The 25,497-nt window shown below is 59.2% G+C and carries 24 protein-coding genes, 1 tRNA gene and 2 pseudogenes; 13 read left to right on the plus strand and 14 right to left on the minus strand.

Annotated features, from left to right (window positions below):
• Window positions 1-6 precede the first annotated feature (6 nt).
• The 6 genes from H4P12_RS04650 (at window position 7) to metK (ending at window position 6,628) form a co-directional block, all read left to right on the plus strand.
• On the plus strand, window positions 7-777 hold the full coding sequence (locus H4P12_RS04650) for a hydroxypyruvate isomerase family protein (protein ID WP_187792385.1): 771 nt from the start codon (window positions 7-9) through the stop codon (window positions 775-777).
• 43 nt (window positions 778-820) lie between these two features.
• Window positions 821-973, plus strand: coding sequence for a hypothetical protein (locus H4P12_RS04655; RefSeq protein ID WP_187792504.1), 153 nt, complete (start codon window positions 821-823; stop codon window positions 971-973).
• A gap of 174 nt (window positions 974-1,147) precedes the next feature.
• Complete coding sequence (typA, locus tag H4P12_RS04660; protein WP_187792386.1) at window positions 1,148-2,968, plus strand: translational GTPase TypA; 1,821 nt, start codon at window positions 1,148-1,150, stop codon at window positions 2,966-2,968.
• Between the two features lie 339 nt (window positions 2,969-3,307).
• A complete protein-coding gene (locus H4P12_RS04665) occupies window positions 3,308-3,946 on the plus strand; it encodes a TetR/AcrR family transcriptional regulator (protein WP_187792387.1) in 639 nt (212 codons plus the stop codon).
• A 108-nt stretch (window positions 3,947-4,054) separates the two neighbouring features.
• Window positions 4,055-5,446 carry an adenosylhomocysteinase gene (ahcY, locus tag H4P12_RS04670; protein ID WP_187792388.1) on the plus strand — a complete coding sequence of 464 codons (1,392 nt, stop codon included), beginning with the start codon at window positions 4,055-4,057 and terminating at the stop codon, window positions 5,444-5,446.
• A gap of 3 nt (window positions 5,447-5,449) precedes the next feature.
• Window positions 5,450-6,628, plus strand: a complete 1,179-nt coding sequence (gene metK, locus H4P12_RS04675) for a methionine adenosyltransferase (RefSeq protein ID WP_187792389.1) — start codon at window positions 5,450-5,452, stop codon at window positions 6,626-6,628.
• A 34-nt stretch (window positions 6,629-6,662) separates the two neighbouring features.
• Here the strand turns inward: metK and H4P12_RS04680 are convergent, their stop codons facing one another.
• The 3 genes from H4P12_RS04680 to H4P12_RS04690 are packed head-to-tail and all read right to left on the minus strand — an operon-like array spanning window position 6,663 to window position 8,414.
• Window positions 6,663-7,535, minus strand: a complete 873-nt coding sequence (locus H4P12_RS04680) for an oxidoreductase (protein WP_187792390.1) — start codon at window positions 7,533-7,535, stop codon at window positions 6,663-6,665.
• 12 nt (window positions 7,536-7,547) lie between these two features.
• Window positions 7,548-7,901 carry a DUF4870 family protein gene (locus tag H4P12_RS04685; RefSeq protein ID WP_187792391.1) on the minus strand — a complete coding sequence of 118 codons (354 nt, stop codon included), beginning with the start codon at window positions 7,899-7,901 and terminating at the stop codon, window positions 7,548-7,550.
• A gap of 42 nt (window positions 7,902-7,943) precedes the next feature.
• Window positions 7,944-8,414 (minus strand): type II toxin-antitoxin system RatA family toxin, encoded by a 471-nt coding sequence (locus H4P12_RS04690; RefSeq protein WP_187792392.1) that lies wholly within the window; start codon window positions 8,412-8,414, stop codon window positions 7,944-7,946.
• 94 nt (window positions 8,415-8,508) lie between these two features.
• Between H4P12_RS04690 and H4P12_RS04695 the strand changes: the two genes are divergently transcribed.
• Window positions 8,509-8,694 (plus strand): hypothetical protein, encoded by a 186-nt coding sequence (locus H4P12_RS04695; RefSeq protein ID WP_187792393.1) that lies wholly within the window; start codon window positions 8,509-8,511, stop codon window positions 8,692-8,694.
• Between the two features lie 148 nt (window positions 8,695-8,842).
• Here H4P12_RS04695 and ypfJ read toward each other — a convergent pair whose 3' ends face one another.
• Window positions 8,843-9,694, minus strand: coding sequence for a KPN_02809 family neutral zinc metallopeptidase (gene ypfJ / locus H4P12_RS04700; protein ID WP_187792394.1), 852 nt, complete (start codon window positions 9,692-9,694; stop codon window positions 8,843-8,845).
• Window positions 9,695-9,906: 212 nt separating this feature from the next.
• Between ypfJ and H4P12_RS04705 the strand changes: the two genes are divergently transcribed.
• The 3 genes from H4P12_RS04705 (at window position 9,907) to H4P12_RS04715 (ending at window position 14,456) form a co-directional block, all read left to right on the plus strand.
• Window positions 9,907-10,371 (plus strand): disulfide bond formation protein B, encoded by a 465-nt coding sequence (locus tag H4P12_RS04705; RefSeq protein ID WP_187792395.1) that lies wholly within the window; start codon window positions 9,907-9,909, stop codon window positions 10,369-10,371.
• Window positions 10,372-10,552: 181 nt separating this feature from the next.
• Window positions 10,553-13,276 (plus strand): DNA gyrase subunit A, encoded by a 2,724-nt coding sequence (gene gyrA / locus H4P12_RS04710; protein WP_246448919.1) that lies wholly within the window; start codon window positions 10,553-10,555, stop codon window positions 13,274-13,276.
• A 61-nt stretch (window positions 13,277-13,337) separates the two neighbouring features.
• Complete coding sequence (locus H4P12_RS04715) at window positions 13,338-14,456, plus strand: AI-2E family transporter (RefSeq protein ID WP_246448858.1); 1,119 nt, start codon at window positions 13,338-13,340, stop codon at window positions 14,454-14,456.
• 24 nt (window positions 14,457-14,480) lie between these two features.
• Here H4P12_RS04715 and H4P12_RS04720 read toward each other — a convergent pair whose 3' ends face one another.
• The 4 genes from H4P12_RS04720 to H4P12_RS04735 all read right to left on the minus strand — a co-directional run bounded on the left by H4P12_RS04720 (window position 14,481) and on the right by H4P12_RS04735 (window position 20,080).
• On the minus strand, window positions 14,481-17,042 hold the full coding sequence (locus H4P12_RS04720; RefSeq protein WP_187792396.1) for a mechanosensitive ion channel domain-containing protein: 2,562 nt from the start codon (window positions 17,040-17,042) through the stop codon (window positions 14,481-14,483).
• A gap of 6 nt (window positions 17,043-17,048) precedes the next feature.
• Window positions 17,049-18,080, minus strand: coding sequence for a cysteine synthase A (locus H4P12_RS04725; RefSeq protein WP_187792397.1), 1,032 nt, complete (start codon window positions 18,078-18,080; stop codon window positions 17,049-17,051).
• A 90-nt stretch (window positions 18,081-18,170) separates the two neighbouring features.
• Window positions 18,171-19,253 (minus strand): NUDIX domain-containing protein, encoded by a 1,083-nt coding sequence (locus H4P12_RS19145; protein ID WP_187792398.1) that lies wholly within the window; start codon window positions 19,251-19,253, stop codon window positions 18,171-18,173.
• The gene (locus H4P12_RS04735) at window positions 19,250-20,080 is read right to left on the minus strand and encodes a DUF2059 domain-containing protein (protein WP_187792399.1); all 831 of its coding nucleotides are present in this window, start codon (window positions 20,078-20,080) and stop codon (window positions 19,250-19,252) included. Before H4P12_RS04735 ends, H4P12_RS19145 begins: the two co-directional genes overlap by 4 nt.
• A gap of 97 nt (window positions 20,081-20,177) precedes the next feature.
• On the opposite strand from H4P12_RS04735, the gene H4P12_RS04740 reads away from it, so the two are divergent.
• Window positions 20,178-20,267 (plus strand) — tRNA-Ser (locus H4P12_RS04740).
• Window positions 20,268-20,648: 381 nt separating this feature from the next.
• Window positions 20,649-21,128 (plus strand): DUF5131 family protein, encoded by a 480-nt coding sequence (locus H4P12_RS04745; protein WP_246448860.1) that lies wholly within the window; start codon window positions 20,649-20,651, stop codon window positions 21,126-21,128.
• A gap of 155 nt (window positions 21,129-21,283) precedes the next feature.
• Here the strand turns inward: H4P12_RS04745 and H4P12_RS04750 are convergent, their stop codons facing one another.
• From H4P12_RS04750 to H4P12_RS18685, 6 genes and pseudogenes are all read right to left on the minus strand, one after another.
• Window positions 21,284-22,303 carry an HsdM family class I SAM-dependent methyltransferase gene (locus tag H4P12_RS04750; protein WP_187792400.1) on the minus strand — a complete coding sequence of 340 codons (1,020 nt, stop codon included), beginning with the start codon at window positions 22,301-22,303 and terminating at the stop codon, window positions 21,284-21,286.
• Entirely contained in the window at window positions 22,237-22,440 is a 204-nt protein-coding gene (locus H4P12_RS04755; RefSeq protein WP_187792401.1) for a type I restriction-modification system subunit M N-terminal domain-containing protein, read from the minus strand. The genes H4P12_RS04750 and H4P12_RS04755 overlap by 67 nt, the downstream gene beginning before the upstream one ends.
• A gap of 2 nt (window positions 22,441-22,442) precedes the next feature.
• Window positions 22,443-22,616, minus strand: coding sequence for a restriction endonuclease subunit S domain-containing protein (locus tag H4P12_RS04760; RefSeq protein ID WP_187792402.1), 174 nt, complete (start codon window positions 22,614-22,616; stop codon window positions 22,443-22,445).
• A 4-nt stretch (window positions 22,617-22,620) separates the two neighbouring features.
• Window positions 22,621-24,078, minus strand: coding sequence for a DEAD/DEAH box helicase family protein (locus H4P12_RS04765; RefSeq protein WP_223115679.1), 1,458 nt, complete (start codon window positions 24,076-24,078; stop codon window positions 22,621-22,623).
• A gap of 102 nt (window positions 24,079-24,180) precedes the next feature.
• On the minus strand, window positions 24,181-24,438 hold the full coding sequence (locus tag H4P12_RS04770; protein ID WP_246448924.1) for an HNH endonuclease family protein: 258 nt from the start codon (window positions 24,436-24,438) through the stop codon (window positions 24,181-24,183).
• Window positions 24,412-24,567 (minus strand): annotated as a pseudogene (locus H4P12_RS18685) (recombinase family protein); the annotation flags it as partial. The pseudogene H4P12_RS18685 and the gene H4P12_RS04770, both read right to left, overlap by 27 nt.
• A 51-nt stretch (window positions 24,568-24,618) precedes the next feature.
• Here H4P12_RS18685 and H4P12_RS04775 point away from each other — a divergent pair.
• A pseudogene (locus tag H4P12_RS04775) lies at window positions 24,619-25,488 on the plus strand (GTA baseplate fiber-binding domain-containing protein); the annotation flags it as partial.
• Between the last annotated feature and the right edge of the window lie 9 nt (window positions 25,489-25,497).

Below are 25,497 nucleotides of genomic sequence, written 5' to 3' on the forward strand. Positions count from 1 at the left end.
TCACAGATGCTGCGCTTTGCCGCCAATCTGACCTATCTGTTCACCGAACTGCCGATGCTCGACCGCTTTGCAGCGGCAGCGGAAGCGGGGTTCAAAGGTGTCGAGATACCCTACCCCTATGATATTGATCCGCGCGATCTGACCAGGACCGCCCGCGCGTTTAACATGGACATGATCCTGCTGAACTGCCCGCCGCCCAATTGGGGCGGCGGTCCACGCGGTTTTGCCGCAGTGCCGGGTTTGGAAGCGCGGTTTCGCAAGGATTTCGACCACGCGCTGCGTGTCGCGCAGAGGCTGAACGTTCGTCATATTCATGTCTTGGCCGGAAAAGCCAAAGGTGAACAGGCGCGCCAAACCTTTATCGAAAATCTCCGCTGGGCGACCGAGCGTGCGCCCCACGCGAATCTGGCCATCAAACCATTGTCATCACCGAGTGGCGCATTTGCCGAGAATTTTTTGAATAACTATCAACAGGCATCTGATATTATATCAGAAATTGGATCCGGGAACCTTGGCATCCAGTTCGACACCTTTCACGCACAGTCCCTTACCCGCGATGTGATCGGCACATGGCGCAGGTATGCGGATCAGATACGCCACGTTCAGATCGCGGGCTATCCCAAGCGTGACGAGCCCTTTGCCGGCAGTATCAATTTTCCGAACCTGTTCGAGGAGCTGGACAGATACGGCTATCAAGGCTGGGTCGGCGCACGTTACACCCCCGCGACCCGAACCGATCTTGGCCTTGGCTGGATGCCCAAGATCGCGACCGCCTGATTTTTTGCTTTCAATCAAAGGAACTAACACAGCCTGTCGCCGTTTGTTACACGGCATCCATATTGCCGCGGCCGCCAAACAGCCCGGCATCAAGGCACACCTGCAAGGAGTAAAAGGCAACATGAACTCTATCATTTATATCGTCGGCCTGGTGGTCATCGTCCTGTTCATCCTGTCCTTCCTGGGGCTGCGCTGACCAGATCTCAGGTGCCGGCTGCAATGACAGCATTGCTTGCGGCGTCGCCTTTTGCGGCGCCGTTTTGCATTTTTCGCGGGAAATAGCCCGCTGGCGGCGAGGGCAACATGAATTGCCGCTGGCAATTCCGTCGAGATTTCGTTAGGGCGACCGCGAAAGTATAAGGGCCGCCCAATGGATATCCGGAATATCGCTATTATCGCTCACGTCGACCACGGCAAGACGACACTGGTTGACCAGTTGTTGCGTCAGTCGGGCGCGTTCCGTGAAAATCAGGCCGTGGCCGAACGCGCGATGGACAGCAACGACATCGAACGCGAACGCGGCATCACCATTCTGGCGAAGGCGACTTCGGTCGAATGGAAGGGCACGCGCATCAATATCGTCGACACCCCCGGCCACGCCGATTTCGGCGGTGAGGTGGAACGCATCCTGTCGATGGTCGACGGCGTCTGTCTGCTGGTCGACGCGGCCGAAGGCCCGATGCCGCAAACGAAATTCGTGACCTCGAAGGCCTTGGCGCTTGGGTTGCGTCCCATCGTCGTGCTGAACAAGGTCGACAAGCCCGCAGCCGAGCCTGATAACGCCCTGAACGACGTGTTCGACCTGTTCGCCAATCTGGGTGCCAATGACGAACAGCTTGATTTCCCGCATGTCTATGCCTCGGGCATCGGCGGCTGGGCCGATGATACCCTGGACGGGCCGCGCAAGGATATGTCGGCGCTGTTCGACCTGATCCTGAAGCACGTTGAGCCGCCCAAACAGATCGAGCGTCAGAGCGAGTCCTTCCAGATGTTGGCCACCACCTTGGGCGCGGACAACTTTCTGGGTCGTCTGCTGACAGGTCGTGTGGAAGCCGGTCGGGCCAAGGCAGGCGATACGGTCAAAGCGCTCAGCCGCGATGGTGAACGCGTTGAACAGTTCCGCATCAGCAAGGTTCTTGCCTTCCGTGGCCTGACGCAAACCGCAATCGACGAAGCCGTCGCCGGTGATATCGTGACCCTTGCAGGCATGAGCAAGGCAACCGTTGCCGACACCATCTGCGCCCCGGATGTGGACGCAGCCCTTCCCGCGCAACCGATTGACCCACCGACCATCAGCGTCACCTTTGGCATCAATGACAGCCCGCTGGCTGGTCAGGATGGCAAGAAGGTCCAATCCCGCGTCATCCGCGAACGCCTGATGAAAGAGGCCGAATCCAACGTCGCCATCAAGGTCGAAGACACTCCCGGCGGCGACGCGTTCATCGTCTCGGGTCGGGGTGAATTGCAGATGGGCGTGTTGATTGAAAACATGCGCCGCGAAGGGTTCGAGCTGTCGATCAGCCGCCCGCGCGTGATCTTCCGCGAGGAAAATGGCGAACGTCTTGAGCCGATCGAGGAAGTCATCATCGACGTTGATGACGAATATACCGGCGTGGTCATCGAAAAACTGACGGGCGACCGCAAGGGCGACATGGTCGACATGCGCCCGGCTGGTGTTGGCAAGACCAGGATCGTTGCCCATGTGCCGTCGCGCGGATTGATCGGCTATCATGGCGAATTCATGACCGACACCCGCGGGAACGGCGTGCTGAACCGCATCTTCCATGGCTGGGCCCCCTATAAGGGCGCCATTCAGGGCCGTCGTCAGGGCGTTCTGATCAGCATGGAGAACGGGGTTTCGGTCGCCTATGCCCTGTGGAACCTGGAAGAGCGCGGCAAGATGTTCATCGGCGCGCAGGAGCAGATCTATACCGGCATGATCATTGGTGAACACAGCCGCGACAACGATCTGGAAGTGAACCCCCTGAAGGGCAAGAAGCTGACCAACGTCCGCGCTTCGGGCACGGACGAGGCCGTCCGCCTGACGCCGCCGGTCCGCATGTCGCTGGAAGAAGCAATTGCTTATATCAACGACGACGAACTGGTCGAGGTGACGCCCAGGAACATCCGTCTGCGCAAGCGCTATCTGGACCCGCACGAGCGGAAACGTCAGTCGCGCGCCGAAGGCTGATCGCAAGGAAAACCCTGCCATCACAGCAGGTTATCGCGACCTGCCGTTTTAGTGAGGTTCGTGAACGGATCGATTCGTGTTATTATTGATTTGGCCGCAGCGTAATTGCGGCCAAATTTTTCTTTTTTATGAGTAACTTGGACATGTTCGTGCTGCTTGTGACCGCAATCCCGCGCCGACATGCGACGATTTGTCCGCACATGTCACATTCAGCTTTGCTAGCAGACGCCATCACATTTCCTATATCGGCACAGGAAGGTAGCTTATGCAGTCGAACGGCCCCGCTCTGGTAAAGAATGATCTGTCATGAACACGTATGGAAGCGGCGATAAGATGGGAATGCATAACGATATCCTGAACGGCTTGGGGCTTCATGGTCAGGCGATTGTCGCGGCCATGCAAATCATGCAGGTCAACAAAGAGCATCGCCCGACGCTGTTGCAGGTCAGCAAAATTCTGGGCGTTCCAGCCGCCGATATTCGCCGTATTTTCAAGAACGAAGAAAATCTGCTGATCGCAATCGCCGAACAAGGGCTGGTTCGCCTGATCGACGCCACGACCAAAGCAATCGTCAAGGTGGATCAGGACGATCCAATCGGGCAGTATATGGCGCTTGGCGATGCCTATCTGGAATGGGCGGATCAAAACCGCAGCCAGTTCCGCCTGATCACCAATGCCGCGGTCTTTGATGCGCTGCGCACCCCGCAGACACGGCGTTATCTGGATTCGCTGAATGAACTGATGGTTCGCATTCTGGAGCGCGCCCGCGCTGCCGGACTGTTACACCACGATGAGGATATCAATACAATCGTGGTCAGCAGCCGCGTCTTTGCGCATGGGCTGGCCCGTTATATCATCGACTCGCGTATGAAAGATTTCCGGCCCAATGAACCTCAATTGGAATCGGCCAAAGAAATGCTGAACAATTTCATCATTCGCTATCTGGGTCAGCCAGCACGATCTAAACTGCCGATCTGACGGAATATTATCCACTCTGTTGCGCCTACCGGGGATTACCCCTTCCGATTAGGTATGCCTTGGGTTATCCCCCTGCCTTGACTGGAAAATGCAAAGGGCGTGGCAAAGATGAGCGACTACATCATCAAGGATATTGCGCTGGCCGATTATGGCCGGAAGGAACTGGACATCGCGGAAACCGAGATGCCCGGCCTGATGTCGTTGCGCGCGGAATACGGCGCCGCGAAGCCTTTGGCAGGTGCCCGGATCGCGGGCAGTCTGCACATGACGGTGCAGACTGCCGTGCTGATCGAAACGCTCACCGCGCTTGGCGCGGATGTCCGCTGGGCATCCTGCAACATCTACTCCACGCAGGATCACGCAGCCGCGGCCATCGCTGCCACCGGCGTGCCGGTCTTTGCGATCAAGGGTGAGACGCTGGCCGAATACTGGTCCTATACCGATCAGATTTTCCAGTTCCCTGAGGGCACTGCCAATATGATCCTGGACGATGGCGGTGACGCCACGCTGTATATCCTGCTGGGCGCACGGGTCGAAGCTGGTGAAACCGACCTGATCGAAACGCCCACCAGCGAAGAAGAGGAAGCCCTGTTCGCCCAGATCAGACAGCGCCTTGCCGCCAGCCCCGGCTGGTTCACGGCGCAGCGTGACGCGATCAAGGGCGTGTCCGAGGAAACCACCACCGGCGTGCACCGTCTGTATGACCTGCACAAGAAAGGGCTGCTACCCTTCCCCGCAATCAACGTCAATGATAGCGTCACCAAGTCGAAATTCGACAATAAATACGGCTGCAAGGAATCGCTGGTCGATGGCATCCGCCGCGCCACCGATGTGATGATGGCTGGCAAAGTCGCGGTCGTTTGCGGTTACGGCGATGTCGGCAAAGGCTCGGCCGCGTCCTTGCGTGGTGCAGGTGCCCGCGTGAAGGTGACTGAGGTCGACCCGATCTGTGCCCTGCAAGCCGCCATGGACGGGTTCGAGGTGGTGACGCTGGAAGATGTGGCCGACAGCGCCGACATTTTCATCACCACCACCGGCAACAAGGATGTGATCCGGCTGGAACATATGCGGGCGATGAAGGACATGGCCATCGTCGGCAATATCGGCCATTTCGACAACGAAATTCAGGTCGCCGCCCTGCGCAACCACAAATGGACCAACGTCAAGGATCAGGTCGATCTGATCGAGATGCCATCGGGCAACCGCATCATCCTGCTGTCGCAAGGGCGTCTGCTGAATCTGGGCAACGCGACCGGGCACCCGTCCTTCGTGATGTCGGCCAGCTTCACCAATCAGGTTCTGGCGCAGATCGAGCTGTTCGTGAAGGGCGGTGAATACCAGCCCGGCGTCTATATTCTGCCCAAGGCACTGGACGAAAAGGTCGCGGCCCTCCATCTGGACAAGATCGGCGTCAAGCTGACCAAACTTTCCAGGGAACAGGCGGACTATATCGGCGTCACGCCCGAAGGCCCCTTCAAATCCGAGCACTACCGGTATTGATCCATGAGCGAATATTCACTGTTTACCTCGGAATCCGTGTCCGAGGGCCATCCCGACAAGATCGCTGACCAGATCAGCGACGCCATCCTCGACACCATTCTGGCCGAGGATGACCGCGCCCGCGTGGCCTGCGAAACCATGGTCAAAACCGGCGTCGCCATCATCTCGGGCGAGATCACCACATCGGCCTGGGTCGATCTGGAATCCATCGTCCGCGATGTCATCAACGACATTGGCTATACCTCTTCGGATGTGGGTTTTGATGGATCGACCTGTTCGGTCATCAACATCATCGGCAAGCAATCCCCCGAGATCAATCAAGGCGTTGATCGTGAAACCCTCGAGGAACAGGGCGCCGGCGATCAGGGGCTGATGTTCGGTTATGCGTCGGATGAAACCGATGTACTGATGCCTGCGCCCATCACCTATGCGCACCGTCTGGTCGAACGCCAAAGCCAGGTGCGTCGCGATGGCACGCTGTCATGGTTGCGCCCGGATGCGAAATCACAGCTGACCATGCGCTATGACGCGGATGGCCGCCCCGAGGGGATCGATGCGGTGGTTCTGTCCACTCAACATAACCCCGATATCGCGCTGAACGATCTGCGCGAAGCGGTGATCGAGGAAATCATTCGCCCGGTTCTGCCGGCCGAATGGCTGACGGATCAGACCAAGTTCTTTATCAACCCGACCGGCAAATTCGTCATTGGCGGACCGGTTGGCGATTGTGGTCTGACCGGGCGCAAGATCATTGTCGACAGCTATGGCGGCATGGCGCGCCATGGTGGCGGCGCGTTTTCGGGCAAGGATCCGTCCAAGGTTGACCGCTCGGCAGCCTATGCCGGTCGTTGGGTTGCCAAGAACATCGTGGCCGCCGGTCTGGCGAAGCGCTGCGAAATTCAAGTCAGCTATGCCATCGGCGTGGCCGAACCGACCTCGATCAGCCTGAACACTTTTGGCACCGAAACCGTGCCGGTGGAAAAGATCATCGCCGCCGTGCGCGAAGTCTTTGATCTGCGGCCCTTTGCGATCATCCGCGAACTGGACCTGTTGCATCCCATCTATCGGCCGACGGCCAGCTATGGTCATTTCGGGCGCGATCCCTATGCCCTGAACGGCGCCACCGCGTTCAGCTGGGAAAAAACCGATAAAGCCGAAGCGCTGAAAGCCGCGCTAAGCTGATAGAGAAAGGCCACCCATCGGGTGGCCTTTTCAATTACGGCACCAACCCGGCTATCGCATTCAACCGTCGCAACTGATCGGCGCTGAAGGTCAGCCCGGCGGCAGCGATGTTCGCCCGCAGATGCGCAGGTTTTGACGTTCCGGGGATCAGCAGGATGTTCGGACTGCGCTGCAACAACCACGCAAGTGCCACGCTTTGCGGCGTCGCGTCCATCTGGGCCGCAACGCTGTTCAGCTCATCCGTTTGCAGGGGCGTGAACCCGCCCAACGGGAAATAGGGCACATAAGCAATACCATCCGCTGCCAGCGCATCAATCATCTGATCGTCCACGCGATGAACCAGATTATAGTGGTTCTGCACGCAAACGACCGGCGCGATATCCCGCGCGATCTGCAACTGGTTCATGTCGACCGTGCTGATGCCGATATGGTCCAGCAGACCTTCTTCCTGCATCTGGCGCATCACCTTCATCGGTGTTGCGATATCATCTGCCGGGCCGCCCATCCGCAGATTGACAATGGCCATTCGGTCAAGACCCAGATGTTGCAGGTTCTCCTCGACCGATTTGCGCAGGAAATCGGCCCCTCGCTCCAGAATCCAGTCGCCCTTGTCGCCACGCCATGCCCCGATCTTGGTGACGATTGTCAGATCGGCGGGATAGGGAAACAGCGCCTCGTGGATCAGGCGGTTGGTGACATAGGGGCCATAGAAATCGCTGGTGTCGATGTGATCAACGCCCAATTCGACAGCCGCGCGCAGGACGGCGCGGCATTCGTCAGGATCGGCAGGTTCCCCGAATACATGCGGCCCGGCCAGCTGCATGGCACCATAGCCCATGCGGTTGACCGAAATCGAGGTTCCCGGAAAGGTAAACCGGCCCGCCGCGCCTGCAGAAATATCCGACATTCAGAAAGCTCCTTACTCGGCCATCATGCCCCAATATTTCGTATTGCTGACCGGCTTGCCATCATTGGCCAGAAGAAAGCCACTGATCACCCGCAGCAGGCCCCAAACGGCCAGAAAAAGCCAGATGAGAAATCCGATGCCGATGATCATTGTCACCAACGCAATCAGGCCAATCAGCAGGCTGATCCAGAAGGTTCGTATCTGAAAGGTGAAATGGCTGTCCGCGACGGCGTCATGTCCGCGCCAGATATAGGCCAAAATGACCCCGGCAAGCGTCGTGACGCCGACAAAATAGCCAAGCGCGTAAAGACCATAGATAATCTTCGCGTTGTTCAGATACCCGGCCGATGGAGATTGGGACTGCATGGACATCAAAAAACCTTTTATATCTGAGTATTGCAGAAAGACCTAGGCAGCGCCATAAAGCACTTTTGCCCGTTCCTCGAATGCGCGCACGATACGTGACATCGCTTCGTGAAACACCACCCCGATCAGCTTTTGCAGGATCAGGTTCCGAAATTCGAAATCCACAAAGAATTCGACCCGGCAGCCACCCTCGGGGCGGTCAACAAAGGTCCATCCGCTGTGCAGATATTTGAACGGACCATCCAGATAATCGGTATCGATTTTCAATGCACCGGTTTCGGGATCGACGGGCCACAACGTCACGCGACTTCCGAATTTTTCGCGAAAAACCTTGAAGCTGATCACCAGATCTGCCGCGACGAGCTCGGCCCCGTCGGGCCGGGTTTCGCGCGACCGGATGCGGGCGGCGCTGTTCCATGGCAGAAATTTCGGGTAACTTTCGATATCTGCGACAAGGTCATACATCTGACGCGCAGTGTAGGGCAGATTGCGGGAGTCCTGATGGTTGGGCAATGTTCACTCTTGCATTTCGGCCTTGAGATTTCCCATCTTGAGATTTCTCATGGCGTCTGATCGTTTAGGACCGATTTAGCAGGCAAGGCCCAAGATGAACAACCTGATCTGGTTACTGAGAGCATCAAAATGGGCGCGAAACCCGCCAAGCGCCCGTATGGTCAAACTTGTTCTGCTGGTCGTTATGTTGGGTCTTGCCATCGTTGCGCTGGAATGGCTGGACCTGTGGCCCGACTGGGCCAAGATGGAGCGGGGCCGCATGCCCCGCATCCCGCATTAACTTAGCGCCGGGCTGTGACGCGGATTTTCCGGGGTTCGGGTTTTGCACGCAAGGCGACAAGCCCCAAAACGGCCGCCACTCCCAGAAGGGTGATAAAAGTCGTCATCCGTTAATCCTCCGTCATATTCTGGCGTCACATTCATCCGGCTTACAAACCCGCCTGAGCAAATGTATCGCACTGCGCCATGTCACCAGAATTAAAGCCGCGCATCAACCATTCTTGCCGCTGTTGGGCTGAACCATGCGTAAAACTGTCTGGGACCGGCGTTCTGCCCGCACTGGACTGGATCACATCATCGCCAACGGCCTCCGCGGCGCCCTGTGCTTCGGCCAGATCACCCTCTTCCAGGGTGCCGAAGCGGTCTTGCGCCTGACGCGCCCAGATCCCTGCATAACAGTCTGCCTGCAATTCGGTCAGGACCGAAATCTTGTTCGAATCGCTTTGGCTGACACGACTGCGCAGGTTGTTTACCTGTTGCAGAGTGCCGGTCAGGTTCTGGACATGGTGCCCAACCTCGTGGGCGATCACATAAGCATAGGCAAAATCACCGCCCGCGCCCATACGCTGCGCCATCATGTCAAAGAAGTCGGTGTCCAGATACAGCTTCTGATCGTTCGGGCAATAGAAAGGGCCCATGGCCGACGACGCCGTGCCGCAGGCTGATTGCACCGCACCGCGGAAAAGCACCAACGTGGGGTTTTGATACTGCATATCGGCCTGCTCAGGCAGGACGGTGGCCCAGACCTCTTCGGTATCGGCCAGAACGACCGACATGAATTCGCCCCATTGTTCATCTTCCTGGGTCAGCGGGACGGTGCCGGACTGCCCCTGCTGGCTTTGATCCAGCTCTCGGACGATAGGGGAAATGTCGATGCCAAAGAAATAACCGACCGCCAGCACAGCCAGCATCCCTACCACGCCAATGCCACCAGCACCGGCAGCACCCATGCTGCGTCTGTCTTCGATATTACCGCTGCCGCGGCGACCCCGCCATTGCATTCCAGTATCCCTCACTAAACCGGGCAGTTGCCCCGGCCCTACATCTGCATAACACCGGGCAGTTGGCACAGGTTCCCCGCCCAGCCTGCCGGAAACGAACGATCACAGGCGCGCGACATCTATTCAAGAAGCTTGACCTTGGCGTTTGCCCGGACGATCCACAGAACATAACATTTCCAACGCGATCTATGCGACTGAAATCCGAGGGTTAGATGAACGGAAAACAGCTTTCACTTCTGGCAGGATCGGGCTCGGCCGCGCTGCTTCTGGCCGCACTTGGGTTTCAGGCGGCGGGCTATGCGCCGTGCGAATTGTGCATTCTGCAACGCTGGCCGCATGTCGCGGCGATCGTGATCGCGCTGCTGATCCTGTGGCTTGGCAACTCTCGTCTGTTGGCGATCATGGGCGCAATCGCGGCCGGTGCGGCAATGGGTCTGGCAATTTATCACAGCGGTGTCGAACTGCGCTGGTGGCCCGGTCCGGCGCATTGCTCGGGCGGGGTTGGTGGCCTGACGGGGATGTCCGCGCAAGATCTGCTGACCAAGCTGCAAAGCGCACCGGTCGTCCGTTGTGACGAGGTTGCCTGGCGCTTTCTTGGGCTGTCGATGGCCGCCTGGAATGCGATCTGGTCAGCCCTGCTTGCCGGCATCTGGGTCACGGCTGCACGCCGCGGCTGATTCACGCGTATTTAGCGTCAAAACCAAAGAAAGCGCGGGGGCTAGATTGCCCCTAGCAGCCGTGTAGCCTATATATTCATCAACAAGATATTGAGGAATTCACGTGGCTGATACCCCAGAAGACGATCTGCCGGAAACCCCTGAAATGGGCGACGAAAACGAAGCCGAGCGACGGGCTGTAATGGTCCATTCAGGGCCCGTGATCGACATCTCGGACGAGATGAAATCTTCCTATCTCGATTACGCCATGTCGGTCATCGTCAGTCGGGCAATTCCCGATCTGCGCGACGGCCTGAAGCCGGTTCACCGCCGCATTCTGTATGCCATGGACGAAAGCGGAAACACGGCTGACAAACCCTATCGTAAATCTGCCCGCCCGGTTGGCGATGTGATGGGGAAATATCACCCTCATGGCGATGCCGCGATTTATGATGCGCTGGTGCGATTGGCGCAGGACTTTTCGATGTCCCTGCCGCTGCTAGATGGTCAGGGCAACTTCGGGTCGATGGACGGCGATAGTGCGGCTGCCATGCGTTATACCGAAGTTCGTCTGGATAAACCTTCAGCCTTTCTGTTGATGGATATCGACAAGGATACGGTCAATTTCCAGGACAACTATGACGGCAAGGACCGCGAACCAACGGTTCTGCCCGCGCGTTTCCCGAATATGCTGGTCAATGGCGCAGGCGGTATCGCAGTCGGCATGGCGACCAATATTCCCCCGCACAACCTTGGCGAGGTGATCGACGCCACGCTGGAACTGATCGAAAATCCCGATCTTCCGACCGAGCGTTTGCTGGAAATCATTCCTGGCCCGGATTTTCCAACGGGTGCATTGATCCTTGGCCGGTCGGGCGCGCGCAAAGCCTATCTGGAAGGCCGCGGCAGCGTCATCATCCGCGCCAGGACCCATATCGAAGAACCGCGCAAGGATCGTTTTGCCATCGTCATCGACGAGATTCCCTATCAGGTGAACAAATCCAGCATGATAGAGCGGATCGCTGAACTGGCGAAGGAAAAGCGGATCGAAGGGATCGCAACGGTTCAGGACGAGTCCGACCGCCACGGCGTCCGCGTGGTCGTCGAATTGAAGCGCGATGCCACCCCCGACGTCGTGCTGAACCAGTTGTTCCGCTTTACCCAGATGCAGACCAGCTTTGGCTGCAATATGCTGGCCCTGAACGGCGGTCGGCCAGAGCAATTGGCCCTGCGCGACTTCCTGACCTACTTCATCAGCTTCCGCGAAGAGGTCATTGCCCGCCGCACCGCCTATGAACTGCGCAAAGCACGCGAGCGTAGCCATATTCTGTGCGGTCTGGCCGTTGCGGTCAGCAACGTGGACGAAGTCGTTGCCACGATCCGCTCCTCCGCCGACGCGACCGAAGCCCGCGAACGGCTGATGGAGCGTCGCTGGCCTGCCCATGATATTCTGGAATATCTGAAGCTGATCGACGACCCGCGCCATCCGGTCAACGACGATGGCACATACTACCTGTCCGAAACGCAAGCCCGGGCCATTCTGGACCTGCGCCTGCAACGCCTGACCCAACTTGGCGTGCAGGAAGTCACGGATGAGCTGCAGAAGCTGGCAGAATCGATCCGTGAGTTTCTGGCGATCCTTGCATCGCGTGAACGCATTCTTGGCATCATCAGCGATGAATTGCGCGAGGTGAAGGACCTGTTCGCCGTTCCCCGCCGGACCGAAATCACCGAATGGTCCGGTGATATGGATGACGAAGATCTGATCGAACGCGAAGATATGGTCGTCACCATCACTTCGGGCGGGTATATCAAGCGGACGCCGCTGGCTGATTTCCGTGCGCAACGTCGTGGCGGCAAAGGGCTGTCCGGGATGGCGACCAAGGAAGACGATGTGGTCACAACACTGTTCGTCGCCAATACTCATACCGAATTGCTGTTCTTCACGACTGACGGCATGGTTTACCGCCTGAAAACATGGCGTCTGCCGCTGGGCGGTCGCACGTCAAAGGGCAAGGCCATCGTCAACATCCTGCCGATCGAGCCGGGCGTTTCCATCGCCGCGCTGTTGCCGCAGGACGCACCAGAGGCCGAGTGGGACGATTATCAAGTCATCTTTGCCACCGATCAGGGCGATGTGCGCCGCAACGCGCTGTCCGATTTCACCAATGTGAAATCCAACGGCAAGATCGCCATGAAACTGCCCGAAGGCGTCAGCCTGATCGGCGTTCGCATGGCCACCGAAGATGATGACGTCATGCTTTTGACGGCCAAGGGCCGTGCAATCCGCTTCCCGACAACGGCGGTTCGTGTCTTCAAGGGTCGCGATTCCACCGGCGTTCGCGGCATCCGTCTGGCCGGTGGCGATACCGTGGTCAGCATGGCCGTGATCCGTCACTTCGAGGCTGACCCGGCAGAGCGCCTTGCCTATCTGAAAATGCGCCGCGCAGTTGCCGGTGCGCTGGACGATGGCGCCGAGGTCGATGAGGACGAGGAAACCATCGAGGAAGGCAGCATCAGCCAGGAACGCTATGCCGAAATGTCGGCGGCCGAGGATCTGATTCTGACCATCACGGCGAAGGGTTCGGGCAAGATCAGTTCCAGCCATGACTATCCGGTGCGCGGTCGCGGGGGTCAGGGCGTCATGGGCATGGACAAAGCCATGCGGGGCGGTCCGCTTGTGGCCAGCTTCCCGGTTGAAATGGACGACCAGATCATGCTGGCGACATCGACTGGGCAATCCATCCGCGTGCCCGTTGACGGAATCAGCTTCCGTTCGCGCAGCGCCGGCGGGGTGCGTGTGTTCAACACTGCAAATGGCGAAGTCGTCGTTTCGGTGGCACGCATTGCCGAACAGGGCGTCACCGATGCTGAAACCGATGTCGATGACGCCCAAGGCGACGACAAAGGCACCGACGAGAATTGACGCTTATACGGGTCGAGGCGCATGCTTCGACCCGTCTCATTTTCAGCGAAGGTATGGATGATTGCGCCGTTCTGACGACAGTATCGTTCGCGAAAGACTACAGACCGGCTTTCTGGGGATCATCGCTTTTGCCCTGATCCTTTTCATGCTGGTGCAGGCAAAATTCATCCTGATCTCTCTGGCCATCGCGATCATCCTTTTTTCGCTGACCTCGGACGCGATTCACACCATCTCGATGCGCTTGAAGGTGCCGAAATGGCTGGCGACGACCATTGCGCTGATCGCGATCACGCTGGGCCTGTTATGGGTGTCGACAACCATCGTGGCCCAGATCAACGAAGTGATCTACACCGCGATCGGATATACGGAACAGGCACAGGCAGCCCTGCCCGCGCTTGCCGAACGCCTTGGCCCCGAGGTTCAGGAGCGCATCCTGACCGCGATCACCAATTTCAACGTCACAGGCTGGATCAGATCGCTGGCCGGTCAGGCATCGGGCCTGTTGTCCGGAACCATTCTGGTGATCATGTTCGTCGGCTTCATGTTTGTCGAACAGCTGTGGTTTGCGACCAAGATCGAACGACTGACCCACGATCATGCGCGGGCCGAACAGGTCAACCAGATCATCACCTCGATAAAGCACCGGGTGAACCGCTATCTGGTGGTCAAGGCAGCAGTCAGTGCGGTCACGGCGGCAATCGTCTGGGTTATCTTCAAGGCAGCCGGGCTGGATCTGGCCGGTCCGACCGCCTTGCTCACCTTCATCCTGAATTTCATCCCGTCCATCGGCTCTATCGTGGCGACGATCATCGCCACTCTGCTGGCCTTCGTGCTCAGCGGCGATGCGACCATGACGGCGATCATCGCGGCCTCCTGCACAGCCACGCAATTCACCATCGGCAATATCATTGAACCCATGTTGCTGGGCCAGACGCTGCAATTGTCCAGCTTTGGCATCATCCTTAGCCTTGCCCTTTGGGGGGCCGTCTGGGGCATTGCAGGGATGTTTCTGGCGGTTCCCATCATGGTCGCCATGATGATCATTTGCGCACATATCAACTGGCTGCGTCCGGTCGCGATCATATTGTCACGCGAAGGGTTGCCGAACCCGGACCTGCCAAACGGAAAATACGAAACGGTCATGGTCCTGAAACCAGACTTGAAGAAGCCGGGAACATAACTCCCGGCTCATCACAAGGCGCCTTCAGCGGTCGCCGCCATCTCCATCGGCATCAGCGTCCGGTCCACCCGCATCGCCGCCATCCTCATCGAAGGTCAGGCGTTGGTCATAGCGCTTGTCCAGCTGTTCCGCAGATTTCGCGGCGGATTCGTCTTTGACAGGCTTGTCTGACGTGTCGGTTTTCACGTTGCCGTCGGTTTCAACCTCAACCGTGCCGCCCTGATCAATGATATCAACGTCCGTCTTCAGTGCTTCCGGATTCCGCAGCCAGATATCGCGCTGCGCAAAAGGGATTTCGATGCCCTCCTTTGCAAACCGATCTGCGATCTGGTGCAGGACTTCGGAAGTGACCCCCATGCCTGAACCGACATCAGACAGGATCGCCCGAATCTCGAAATCCATACTATCGGCACCAAAGGCGCGGAACAGCACCGCAGGTGGCGGATCGATCGTGACCAGTGGCTGATCTTCGATAATCTCGCGCAGGATGGCTTCGACCTTGCGCGTATCGGTGCCATAGGCCACGCCAATCGGAATAATGATCCGGCCGGCCTTGTTGTCGCGGGTCCAGTTCGTGACCGGCTGACTGATCAGATCACTGTTGGGAACGATCACCTCTGTCCGGTCAAAGGTTTCAACCATGGTTGAACGAACCGAGATACGCTTGACGATCCCCTGTTTCCCACCGGCCTCGATCCAGTCGCCCACGCTGACGGGACGCTCAACCATCAGGATGATGCCCGACACGAAGTTCGACACGATGTTCTGCAGGCCGAAACCGATACCCACCGAAAGTGCGCTGGCCAGGATCGCGAGTGACGACAGATTGATCCCGGCGGCTGTGATGGCCCACAGGGCAGCCAGGAAAACGCCCACATACCCTACCCCGGCAACAACAGCGTTCTGCCCGCCTGCATCCAGTTTGGTTTTCGGCAGCACCGAATTGCGCAGGCCACCCTGCACCGCGCGGGTAATCATGTAACCGATCGAGAACAGGATGATCAGCGTCAGCACGGAAACCGGAGACAGACGAATGCCGCCAAAGGTCACGCCCGTCTGAATACGGATCCACAACTCGGCCAGTTCGGCGCTGCGCGCGCCCCAGATGACCAGGAACACAGGGAAGGCCAGAATGATCAGCAAAATGCCGATCAGAAGGGGGATCAGCCCCTCGCGGGCGCCTTCTTCGCCGCGTTTCAGCATGCTGAACAGGTCGGCTGTGAAATCCTGCAGAACGATCACCATTGCAATCAACGCAAGGGTGTAAATCCACGGCCACAGCAACGCGTTGGCAAGGTTGATGAACCCCCCCGCACCCAGCAGGAACACAAGGATCACGACAATGCGCGACAATGTGCCAGCCCATGACAGAACCAGATGTCGATATGGCAGCGACGAGGCGTCCTCGCGCTTCGTCAACGTGCGCAGCGCATTTCCAAGCCGGAACAGCGCGATGCCAGCCAGCACGATCAGGATGGAATAGAAAACCGCGCTCGCACCATCGGGAATTTCCAGCGGTATCCGGTTCGAGGGATCGCCAACGCGGCTATATGTCCCCGAAGGCGGCAAAATTGCGGTTGCTGCGATATGCGAAATTGCCAGCAGAACCGAAAGCGTTGTCGTCATGCGATAGCTTTTGGTTCGCGCAGCTTCGGTCATCTGCAAGGTGTCATAGGCGATGGCATGGCGTGGGAACAACGTATTGGCCAGCCAGATCCCGCTGAAGAAAATCACCGCCGCCGCCGGGATTGCATCCAGAACGGGGGTCATCCACGCACTGGGAAAGGTCGTTGCCTGTATTGCACTGATCAGCAGATATATTCCGATCATCGGGATCAAAATCTGACCAAGCGACGTCACGAAAGCGACCACCGCACGTGAATAATCAGATGCGCGGGCAGACAGTCGAGACGGCAAGGAACTGACGCGGGCGCGCGCATAGGTCAGCAAAACAATCGCCGCGATCAGATAGGCCAGAACCTTTGGCAGATGCGGGCGCAATTGCTGCCAGGCGTTGACGCTTTGCTGGTCGCCTGCATCCTCGATCTCATCCATGAACCCTTTGACGATGAGGACCGAGGTGCTGGCCGCCTCTTTCCAGCTGCCGGGCAGCAAGGGCGATGGCAATAATCTTGTAGTTTCAACGGCCTGACGCTCGATCTGCACATCATCAATGCTCTTGATGATGGTATTCGCCCTGCTGAATGCCTCGACCGCTGTCAATCGCGGCGCCTGCAACTCTGACAACTGCTTGTTCAGCTCTTCTCGCCGTGTCGCAATTTCTGCATCTTCGGTCTGACCTTCGGCGGGCGCTGCGCCCAGGGCGTCGATCTGCTGCCGGATACTGTCTATCCGATCACCATTGGCGTTCTGGCCTTCCTGAAACCTTCCTCGCCACTCAGTAATGGTCTTGCGCGTTTGCGACAGGGCCTCATTGGTGGCATCGCTGTCAGCAGCCAGTTTCTCGGCCCGCTCAGCGATGGTGTTCCACTGATCGTAATTGATCGAGTTGGTTTCCTGCGCTGCGACAGGCAATGTAAAAAGCATGAGAACCGTCAGAACGACGGTCAGAAAAGCGCGTATCATTTCGTGTCAGCCTTCGAAGACTTCCGGAAGTTGCGGCGGGCGTTTTGTCAGCCATTCAGGAACCGGCAGGCCTTTTGCGCGCAGGAACTCGGGGTTGAACAGCTTGGTCTGATAGCGCGTGCCGTAATCGCACAGCACTGTGACAATGGTTTTGCCCGGTCCCATTTCCCTGGCCATGCGAATTGCACCGGCAACATTGACACCGGACGAGCCGCCAAGGCACAGACCTTCGTATTCCAGCAGATCGAACACAACGGGCAGCGCCTCTGAATCCGGGATTCGCCATGAATAATCTGGCGTAAACCCCTCAAGATTCGCTGTAATCCGTCCTTGGCCGATTCCTTCGGTAATCGAGCTTCCGGGGCTGTCGAATTCGCCGGTGGTATAGAATGAATACAGCGCCGCTCCCTCGGGATCGGCCAACCCGATCTTTACGCCCTTGGGTTGCAACGCCATCGCCACCCCTGCCAGCGTCCCGCCAGAGCCTACGGCACAGACGAACCCATCCACCTTGCCATCGGTCTGCTCCCAGATTTCTGGGCCGGTGGTTTCAAAATGGGCCTGACGATTGGCGACGTTATCGAACTGGTTGGCCCAGATCACGCCGTTCGGTTCGGTCTTGGCCAATGCCTCGGCCAAGCGGCCGGAATAGCGCACATAATTGTTCGGGTTCTTGTAGGGTGCTGCAGGAACTTCGACCAAGGTCGCGCCGGTCAGACGCAGCATATCCTTTTTTTCCTGACTTTGCGTTTCAGGAATGACAATCACCGATTTGAAACCCATCGACGCGCCCACAAGCGCCAGACCAATGCCGGTATTCCCTGCCGTCCCCTCGACGATCGTGCCACCGGGCTTCAATTCACCGCGCGCAATGGCATCTTTGATGATATACAGCGCCGCGCGATCCTTGATCGACTGACCGGGGTTCATGAATTCGGCTTTTCCCAGAATTTCACAGCCTGTTTCTTCGCTGGCATGGCGCAGCCGGATCAAAGGGGTATTGCCGATGGATTCGGCAAGGTCAGAATAAATTCGCATGGCGATTGACCTGTCTTCAGGGTTTCTTTGTCACGTTTACCTACACATGGCGGCGCATAGGGCACAACCCCGCCAGCGCCGCAAACACCGCTATGTCAGTGCCAGTTCCTTGGCCAGCCGATCTTTATGCACCTGAAGCCACAGGGCAATCATTGCCAATGGCCCATTGGCGATCTGCCCATCCGCAACCATTTGCAGCAGTTTTTCACGCGTGATGACATGGCCCCGAATGTCTTCGGTTTCGCCCGCAAGGCCATGCACCCCGGCGATCCCGTCCGGCAGGTCTGCAATGCCAACGAACAGATACAGATATTCCGCCAGCGTGCCGGGGCTTGGATAATGATGAACGGCCGGGAAAAGCTGATCGATGGTCAGGTTGGCTTCCTCCAGCGCCTCTCGGCGGGCGGCGTCTTCGACGTTTTCCCCTGCATCCACGCGCCCCGCGATAGGCTCTAACAGCCATGGCTGCGGGTCATGCCGCAAAGCGGGGATCAACCGGAACTGCTCGATCACCATGACCCGGTCGCGCACGGGATCCCATGGCAACAGCACGACGGCGTCGCCAGAGACAAAGCCTTCTCGCACGATCCGGGGCGTAAACCCGCCAGCAAAGGTGCGGTGCGACAAATCCCAACGATCCACGGCAAAGAAGCCTGCGAATGGCTGATGGCGGGCAATGACACGCATATCTTCCTGCGTGCGAGGCACAACCAGATCGCCGCCTGAGGGCTGGCTTGCTCGTCCACGCAGTCGACTGGCGGCCCAGACGCCCAGCATCGGCAATCGCCACGCCAGCAAATCGGCTGCCTGTTCCTTGGGTGCTTCGATGATCAGCGACGCGATCTCGGCGGCCAGATCGCCCAGCCATTCATCACGGTTCCATCGCTGATCCGATTTCGCACGATCCTGCACGCCGACAAGCATTTGGGATGCTGCCGAAACCACCTGCAGACCCATGACCTGAACATAGCGACGCAGCGCATTGTTCGGCTGCACGGTAACGGCTGGAGTTACTCCACCCTCGATCAGCGCGGGCCAGTCAGTCGCCTCGATCCCCGCCATTTGACCGCCGATCAACGTGCCTGCAACCTCTGTCGCCTGCCCTGTCAGCCCAAAAGCTGCCAACATGTTCGGTTGGGCCATCGGGCCAACCAAAATCCAACGATCACTCACAACTCACGTCCCGACAGTTGCGCAGCTGCCGCGACCCCCAGTTCATAAGAGGTCTGGCGAAAGACCGCATCAAAGCCTGCAAACAAAAGCCCTGAAAGGGCCTGTCCTTCGGCCGAGGCGGCAAAGTCGATATATGTGTCCAGTTCCTCATCACTGAGCGGCGCATAGGCCAGCAGCAAATAACCCTCAAGCCAATCTTCTGTGTTAACGGCAAGCTGGGCTTCCTGCTGCCACGCGTCCCCCAGCATTTCAGCCTCGCCCATCGGCATGTCATATCCGCCTGCCTGGTCAAAGCCTTGCGAAAACGCGATTACCGCATTCATGCCGCCCGCGACATTCGGGCCGACCAGATCGGCGGAATCGATCAGCCGCTCGATCTGGGCAGCGCGGTGACTGCGCCGTTCTTCCTCGACGACAAAGGCCGCCGTCGCCGCCTGTGCAGCCTTGTCATCCATGATCGCGACACGGGCCACGCTTTCCAATTCCAGCATCCGTCGCCCCAGAGGGGTTTCGTAGAATGTCAGACCCTCAGCCACTCTCTTCTGATCCATCTGTGGCAAGGCGTTGTCCAATCCCTTGCGAAACAGTTGAGCCAGCCTGTCAGGCTGGTGAATCACCTGGACATTGCGTTGCCAACCGCCGTTTCCGCCGCGCTGAAACAGGTTTTCCTGCATGTCGTCGGCTTCTGCCACCGCTTCGTCGCGCAGGATCGGCATCAGATCGTCCATTTCCATGACGTGCCACAGCCGCGTGGTCAGATCCGGGCCTTGACCAAGGCCAGTGTCCGCCACCAATAGCGCAGCGCCAAGACAGATAAGTCGCAACATCGGATGGCCTTTTTCAGTTTACGACATTTTTTCGGCGAAACCCTCTTGCACTTCAACCCCCACCCCTCTAAATCCCCGCCTCACCACACCAAAGCGCGGAGAGGTGCCGGAGTGGTCGAACGGGGCGGTCTCGAAAACCGTTGAGCCTGCAAGGGTTCCGTGGGTTCGAATCCCACCCTCTCCGCCACTTGCCCTCGCGAAAGCGTTCTCCCGATCCGGCTGCGGCCGGATTTTTCCGTTGTTTTCGAGGGTTATGCGGGTGGGGCTGTTAACCGGCCCACGTCCCCAAGGGCGCACAAGCGTTCTCTCCGGGCCGATATTCTCCGGACCTGTTAACCGCCGCGCTTCCGGTGAACAGCTTTAAGTCATTGCTTTAAAGTGATCTTTCGAAGTCCGTGATGCACGCGATTTGGAGAATCCATCTGGATGGCGAATGGAACAGAGATCGAACGCCGCCTGTTGCGCCGCGGTTCAGCTGCAGCTGGGACCAATCTCACCCCGGCCGCTGTTCGTGCTTTGTGCTGAGTCAGCCGCGTGTTACCGTTGTGAAAAAGTGTGAGGCGAGCAGTTGGCCCAGAAGTCAGAAATCGAATGGACGGACGCGACGTGGAACCCGGTTACGGGCTGCACCAAGGTTGGTCCCGGTTGTGACAACTGCTACGCCGAGCGGTTCGCAGAGCGCTGGCGTGGAATCCCTGGACACCCCTACGAGCAGGGGTTTGACCTGACACTCTGGCCGTCGAGGCTGAAGCAGCCCGTGCTCTGGAAAAAGCCGCGGATGATCTTCGTGAACTCGATGAGCGACCTCTTCCACAAGGACATCGACCATACATTCATCGACGCAGTGTTCGACGCCATGGAGCTGGCGGACTGGCACGTCTACCAAGTGCTGACCAAGCGCAGCTCGCTCATGCGCAACTACGTTCGGAAGCGGTACGATGGGCCACCGAACTCGTGCTTCGCATTGTTGCCGACAGACCGGGGATTGCGTTCAGCACGCTTGCCGGCGAGGTCATGGAGCAGGTCCCTGTCCGGACCACGCACCTGAACAAGATCGCAGCGACAAACCGAAAGGCCGGGTTGCTGCGGTTCGACCTTGCGAATGGCAAGCGAACCCCGAGCCCCGATACAAAGTTCTGGGCCGGCGAGCTGCCGGCAAATTAGGCGCGCCCGCCGCGAAGGCCACGAGCAGTGGCGTGCACATCACCGACGCGCAACATCCACTTTTGGCAAGCTGGCGCCGTCTTTTTCGACCAAGGCCGCGAGTCGAGCGAGCGCTTCGGCCACGATGCGGCCCTGATGGTGGATGCTCTGGATGATCTCAGCTGGCGACCGGTCGTCAAACTTTGCAACGGTGCTTGGATTGACCGCCTTGAGGTCGAAGACAGCAGCGTCAATGGCCGCTGCCTGAGCCTCAAGTTCTCGCGCCGCCTTGTCCTTTTCGCTGATTTCTCCGATCAGCGCAGCCACCTCGGCATCTGAAGTCTTCAGCTTCTTCAGGCGCTTGAGCTTCTCCTTGAGGTCGATCACCTCGGCCTTGGTTTCGGCTGCCTGCGCCAGGATGGGCTGCATTTCTTCGCGGGCCTTCGCGCGACGCGCGGCGAAGTCGATCGTCCAAGAGTAACGGCTGTCGGCCTCTGTCTTGCCGCGGAGTGGCAGCAGCCGGGCATAAGACGGGAACGGCCTCCCGGCGTTTTCTTCCTGTTCAAGCCAATCGGCGGTCAGGTTGGCGGGCAGCGCGCTGTCGGCAAGCGGCTTCCCATCCTTGTCGAAACCGAAATGCGCCAGCGTGAGCGGGGTCTTCTTGCCGACTTTCACATGGCTTAGGTCGTAGTACCAGATCCGCTCGGTTTTCTTGCCTTTGGTGAAGAACAACAAGTTGGTCTTCACGCCTGCGCCGGCGGTCGAGAAGACCCCTCCCGGCAGGCTCACGATTGCCCAAAGGTCGCATTCGTCGACCAGCTTGCGCTTCGTCTCAACGAAGGAACTTTCGTTGGTCCGGAACAGCATGCCTTCGTCGAGAACGATGGCGCAGGTCCCTTTCGGGGCAAGCTCGGCAAGGATGTCCTGGACGAACAGCACCTGCGTTGAGCTGGTCTCGAAGGCGAAGTTCTTCTGTGCGTCCTTGCCTTCCTTTCCGCCGAACGGCGGGTTGGTCAGGATGACGTCGAACTGCTTCGGCGCCTTTCCTGCGCATCCAGAAGGCGCAGGAAGAGGATCCATGTCAGCTCGGGCACATACTGCAGGGCGCTGGCGCAGTTCGACCGGCGCATGATGTCACAGATGCCCTTGACGAAGGCGCCCAGCGACTGCGTGGAGGCGATAGATTTCGGTTTCTTTTCTTTCTTGGGGCGGGCCATGGTCACATCTCGAAAGCCGCCGACAGGATCTTCTGCGGCAGCAAGTTGATTTCTGCAAGCCGGGCTTCCAGGGCCCGCTTCAGTGGTTTCAGTTCCTTGAGCGCCGCGGATGCGCGTTGCTGGTCGGCAAAGCTTGGGAGGGCGATCTCGCCTTCTGCGAGGCGGTTGAACAGCATGCGTTCACGCACCGCGCCGCGCGCCAGTGACTGGATACAGTTCGCCCCCAGCGGCGAGCGCAGCCAGTAGTAGAACCAGCGGCTGTCCACCACGCCTGGCTTTCCCCGCAGCACGACATAGTCCGGGCTGGTGATGCCGGGCGTATCGTCCTCGTCCACCATTGCAATGGAGCCGATCAGGATGCGCATGGGGTTGTAGAACACCGTACTGCGCCTTGGGCAGGTCGTCCTCGGTCAGCGGTAAGCCCGTCTTGATGTCCCGGACGCCCGCCTTGAGGATTTCCTCTCGGGTGAAGACCATGTTGTCGATGCTGGCCTTGCGCTTAACAATCTCGCAGGCCGCCAGATAGCCGTCCTCCTGCGCCTCGATGAGGGTGTACTCGTAGACCGGTTCGCCGAAGTACTTTCTGTTGTTGGCAGTGATCTCCTGGTCCTCGGCGCTGGCCTGCTTCGATTCCTCGAGCTTCCGCGGCGTCGCGGTCAGGCCGATGTGGATTGCGTTCGGGTTGCGGCGAAGCACCTCGGACCACCGGCCCCAAGCAGAGCGGTGGCACTCGTCGATGATGATGACGCTGAACGCGTCCTCACCATAGTGCTCGGATAGGAAGCTGGCGAACCCGTCGTCGTCGTCCAGACCGAGCGTCTGGTAGGTGGCAATATGGATCCGTGCATTCTGCGCGGCGTTGCCGCCTCGCTCCGTCTTCACGATGCGGGCGTTGTCACCGAAGGCCGCCTTGAGCTTGTTGTAGGCCTGCTCGCGAAGTTCATCCCGGTCACACAGGAAGAGCGCTGGCTTGGGGAGCTGGCCGGCCTGCGACAGCCGCCAAAGCAGGTTCGTGGCGATAATCGTCTTGCCTGCGCCTGTGGCGAGCGTCAGCAACACCCGGGGCGCCGTGCCAGCCTGGCGGTCCAGAATGATCTTCTCGAAGGCGGCGCGGATTGCTGCATCCTGATAGTAGCGGCTTTGAGCCCATGCGGGGCTGTCCGCCTGGAACAGCATGGCTGCATCGGGGGCGTGGAGGTCTATCCCGCTGTCCTTGGCATACCGTGCCGTCAGGTCGGGGTGCGTGGGGAAATCGGGAAACTGAAATGGCCCAGCCTGCAGGCTTGTGAAGCAGTCGTACTCCCCATAGCGGTAGCCATTGGTCGAGAAGACGTACTTGACCTCGTATCGTTCGCAGTCGGCGTACGCCTTGGCTTGCTGCATGCCCTTGAGCGGGTCGTCGCTCTCCTTCTTGGCCTCGAGCACGGCGATCGGCATCGACTTGGGCATTCCGTCGAGCTGCACACAGAGCAGATAGTCCGTGCGACCGGGGCCCTTCCGCCTGCGCCCCTTTGGACCTGTGGGCTCCACCGGCGGCGGCGTCAGAACGGTTTCGAGCGTAACCTGGTCCCGGCTTACATAGCCTTTTGCCCGAAGAACTGGGTCGATGAGGTGATAGCGTGTGTCGGCTTCATTCATGCTCACGGTCACCCTCCCGCCCAGCTGGAAAATATTATCGGAGAACGGAAGCATGAATCGGGCCGGCATCCAGTGCCGATAATGCCCAGAAGCGACAAACCACTATGCATTGACTGACCATATCCGTTGCGCTCTATCGACCAGATCAGCCTGACGTACGGTCAGCAGGTCCTTCGTCCAATGATCAGCCGACAGGATTGGCTTCGTGGTGTCGAAGGATACCCGGTTGTTCCGCTCTGCGTAGATCTTCTTCTTGCGGTCGAATGGGAAATACTGCGCCTTGTAATTCTTGATGCCAGCAAGCAGCGCAAGATTGCCAAGGCGGTGCAGCCATGCCGCTGCTCCGATGCTGCCAGACAGCATCTCGCGCGCGAGCCCTCCGAGGCCGTCCATCCGGAGCCGGAAGTTGAGCCCGTTCGTGCCGATATCGACGCGCTCGACCAGCAACGTGAGTATGCGCGCCTGCTCGGCGGGGAAGAGTTCGTCCCACGCCGCCCATCCACATCCCCTTCTTGCGGCTGGCGGCAACCTTGTCGCGGATGGCCGGGCGAGATGGCGGTGTTCCGCAGCCCCTCGACCGATGGCTTCGAGTTGCTGACCACGTTCGGCAGCCGTGCCCGGATGGGGATGCTGGTCTCGGAATTCTACGCGGGCCCCACCTCGCGCTTCGATCTCGGCAATGCGCTTGTCGTCGATCTGCTGACCGGCACTCTCGAAAGCGTCACGGACCTGCCCCTCTTCGGCGGGGCGAACGCGCTCGCCATCGAGAGCGCGCCCGGCGTGTGGGAGATCGTGCAGGCGGGCGCGGCGGAGCTGCTGGCGCCCGGCCGCTATAGACTGACGCGGCTCCTGCGCGGTCAGCGCGGCACCGAGGGCGCCATGGGCAACCCGGCGCCCGCCGGCGCGCGGATCGTGTTTCTGGACACCGCGCTTGCGTCACTGCCCATCGCCGAGGCCGATCTCGGAATCCCGTGGAACTGGCGCATCGGTCCGGCCAGCCGCCCGGTCAGCGACGAGACCTACGTGGCGCAGGCCTTCACGCCTGCAGGCGTGGGACTGCGGCCGTTCTCGGTCGCCCATGTCGAGCAGCCGTGGCGCAAGCCGCGCACGCCCGGCGATCTGACCATCCGCTGGACGCGCCGGTCCCGAGCGCTCGCGGCCGACAACTGGGGCGGGCTGGAGGTGCCGCTGGCCGAGGAACTGGAGGCCTACGAGGTGGAGATCCTCGATGGCGCCACTGTGAAGCGGGTGCTGAGCGTGAACACCGCCAGCGCCGTCTACACCGCCGCCCAGCAGACCGCCGACTGGGGCGCGCCGCTCGGGCCCGGCGACACGCTCGACATCCGCATCTACCAGCTCTCCGCCCTCGTCGGGCGGGGCGCGCCGAAATCCGTCACGCTCACGTTCTGAAGGCCATCC

Source organism: Paracoccus amoyensis (genome assembly GCF_014490725.1).
In the GTDB taxonomy this organism is placed as follows: domain Bacteria; phylum Pseudomonadota; class Alphaproteobacteria; order Rhodobacterales; family Rhodobacteraceae; genus Paracoccus; species Paracoccus amoyensis.

What these genes read in the sequence shown, in the direction of transcription:
- H4P12_RS04650 (WP_187792385.1), top strand. Translation starts at nt 7, where the DNA reads ATGCTGCGCTTTGCCGCCAATCTGACCTATCTGTTCACCGAACTGCCG.
- typA (WP_187792386.1), top strand. Translation starts at nt 1,148, where the DNA reads ATGGATATCCGGAATATCGCTATTATCGCTCACGTCGACCACGGCAAG.
- H4P12_RS04665 (WP_187792387.1), top strand. Translation starts at nt 3,308, where the DNA reads ATGCATAACGATATCCTGAACGGCTTGGGGCTTCATGGTCAGGCGATT.
- ahcY (WP_187792388.1), top strand. Translation starts at nt 4,055, where the DNA reads ATGAGCGACTACATCATCAAGGATATTGCGCTGGCCGATTATGGCCGG.
- metK (WP_187792389.1), top strand. Translation starts at nt 5,450, where the DNA reads ATGAGCGAATATTCACTGTTTACCTCGGAATCCGTGTCCGAGGGCCAT.
- H4P12_RS04680 (WP_187792390.1), bottom strand. Translation starts at nt 7,535, where the DNA reads ATGTCGGATATTTCTGCAGGCGCGGCGGGCCGGTTTACCTTTCCGGGA.
- H4P12_RS04685 (WP_187792391.1), bottom strand. Translation starts at nt 7,901, where the DNA reads ATGCAGTCCCAATCTCCATCGGCCGGGTATCTGAACAACGCGAAGATT.
- H4P12_RS04695 (WP_187792393.1), top strand. Translation starts at nt 8,509, where the DNA reads ATGAACAACCTGATCTGGTTACTGAGAGCATCAAAATGGGCGCGAAAC.
- ypfJ (WP_187792394.1), bottom strand. Translation starts at nt 9,694, where the DNA reads ATGCAATGGCGGGGTCGCCGCGGCAGCGGTAATATCGAAGACAGACGC.
- H4P12_RS04705 (WP_187792395.1), top strand. Translation starts at nt 9,907, where the DNA reads ATGAACGGAAAACAGCTTTCACTTCTGGCAGGATCGGGCTCGGCCGCG.
- gyrA (WP_246448919.1), top strand. Translation starts at nt 10,553, where the DNA reads ATGGTCCATTCAGGGCCCGTGATCGACATCTCGGACGAGATGAAATCT.
- H4P12_RS04720 (WP_187792396.1), bottom strand. Translation starts at nt 17,042, where the DNA reads ATGATACGCGCTTTTCTGACCGTCGTTCTGACGGTTCTCATGCTTTTT.
- H4P12_RS04725 (WP_187792397.1), bottom strand. Translation starts at nt 18,080, where the DNA reads ATGCGAATTTATTCTGACCTTGCCGAATCCATCGGCAATACCCCTTTG.
- H4P12_RS04735 (WP_187792399.1), bottom strand. Translation starts at nt 20,080, where the DNA reads ATGTTGCGACTTATCTGTCTTGGCGCTGCGCTATTGGTGGCGGACACT.
- H4P12_RS04750 (WP_187792400.1), bottom strand. Translation starts at nt 22,303, where the DNA reads ATGGATCCTCTTCCTGCGCCTTCTGGATGCGCAGGAAAGGCGCCGAAG.
- H4P12_RS04755 (WP_187792401.1), bottom strand. Translation starts at nt 22,440, where the DNA reads ATGGCCCGCCCCAAGAAAGAAAAGAAACCGAAATCTATCGCCTCCACG.
- H4P12_RS04760 (WP_187792402.1), bottom strand. Translation starts at nt 22,616, where the DNA reads ATGCTGTTCAACCGCCTCGCAGAAGGCGAGATCGCCCTCCCAAGCTTT.
- H4P12_RS04765 (WP_223115679.1), bottom strand. Translation starts at nt 24,078, where the DNA reads ATGAATGAAGCCGACACACGCTATCACCTCATCGACCCAGTTCTTCGG.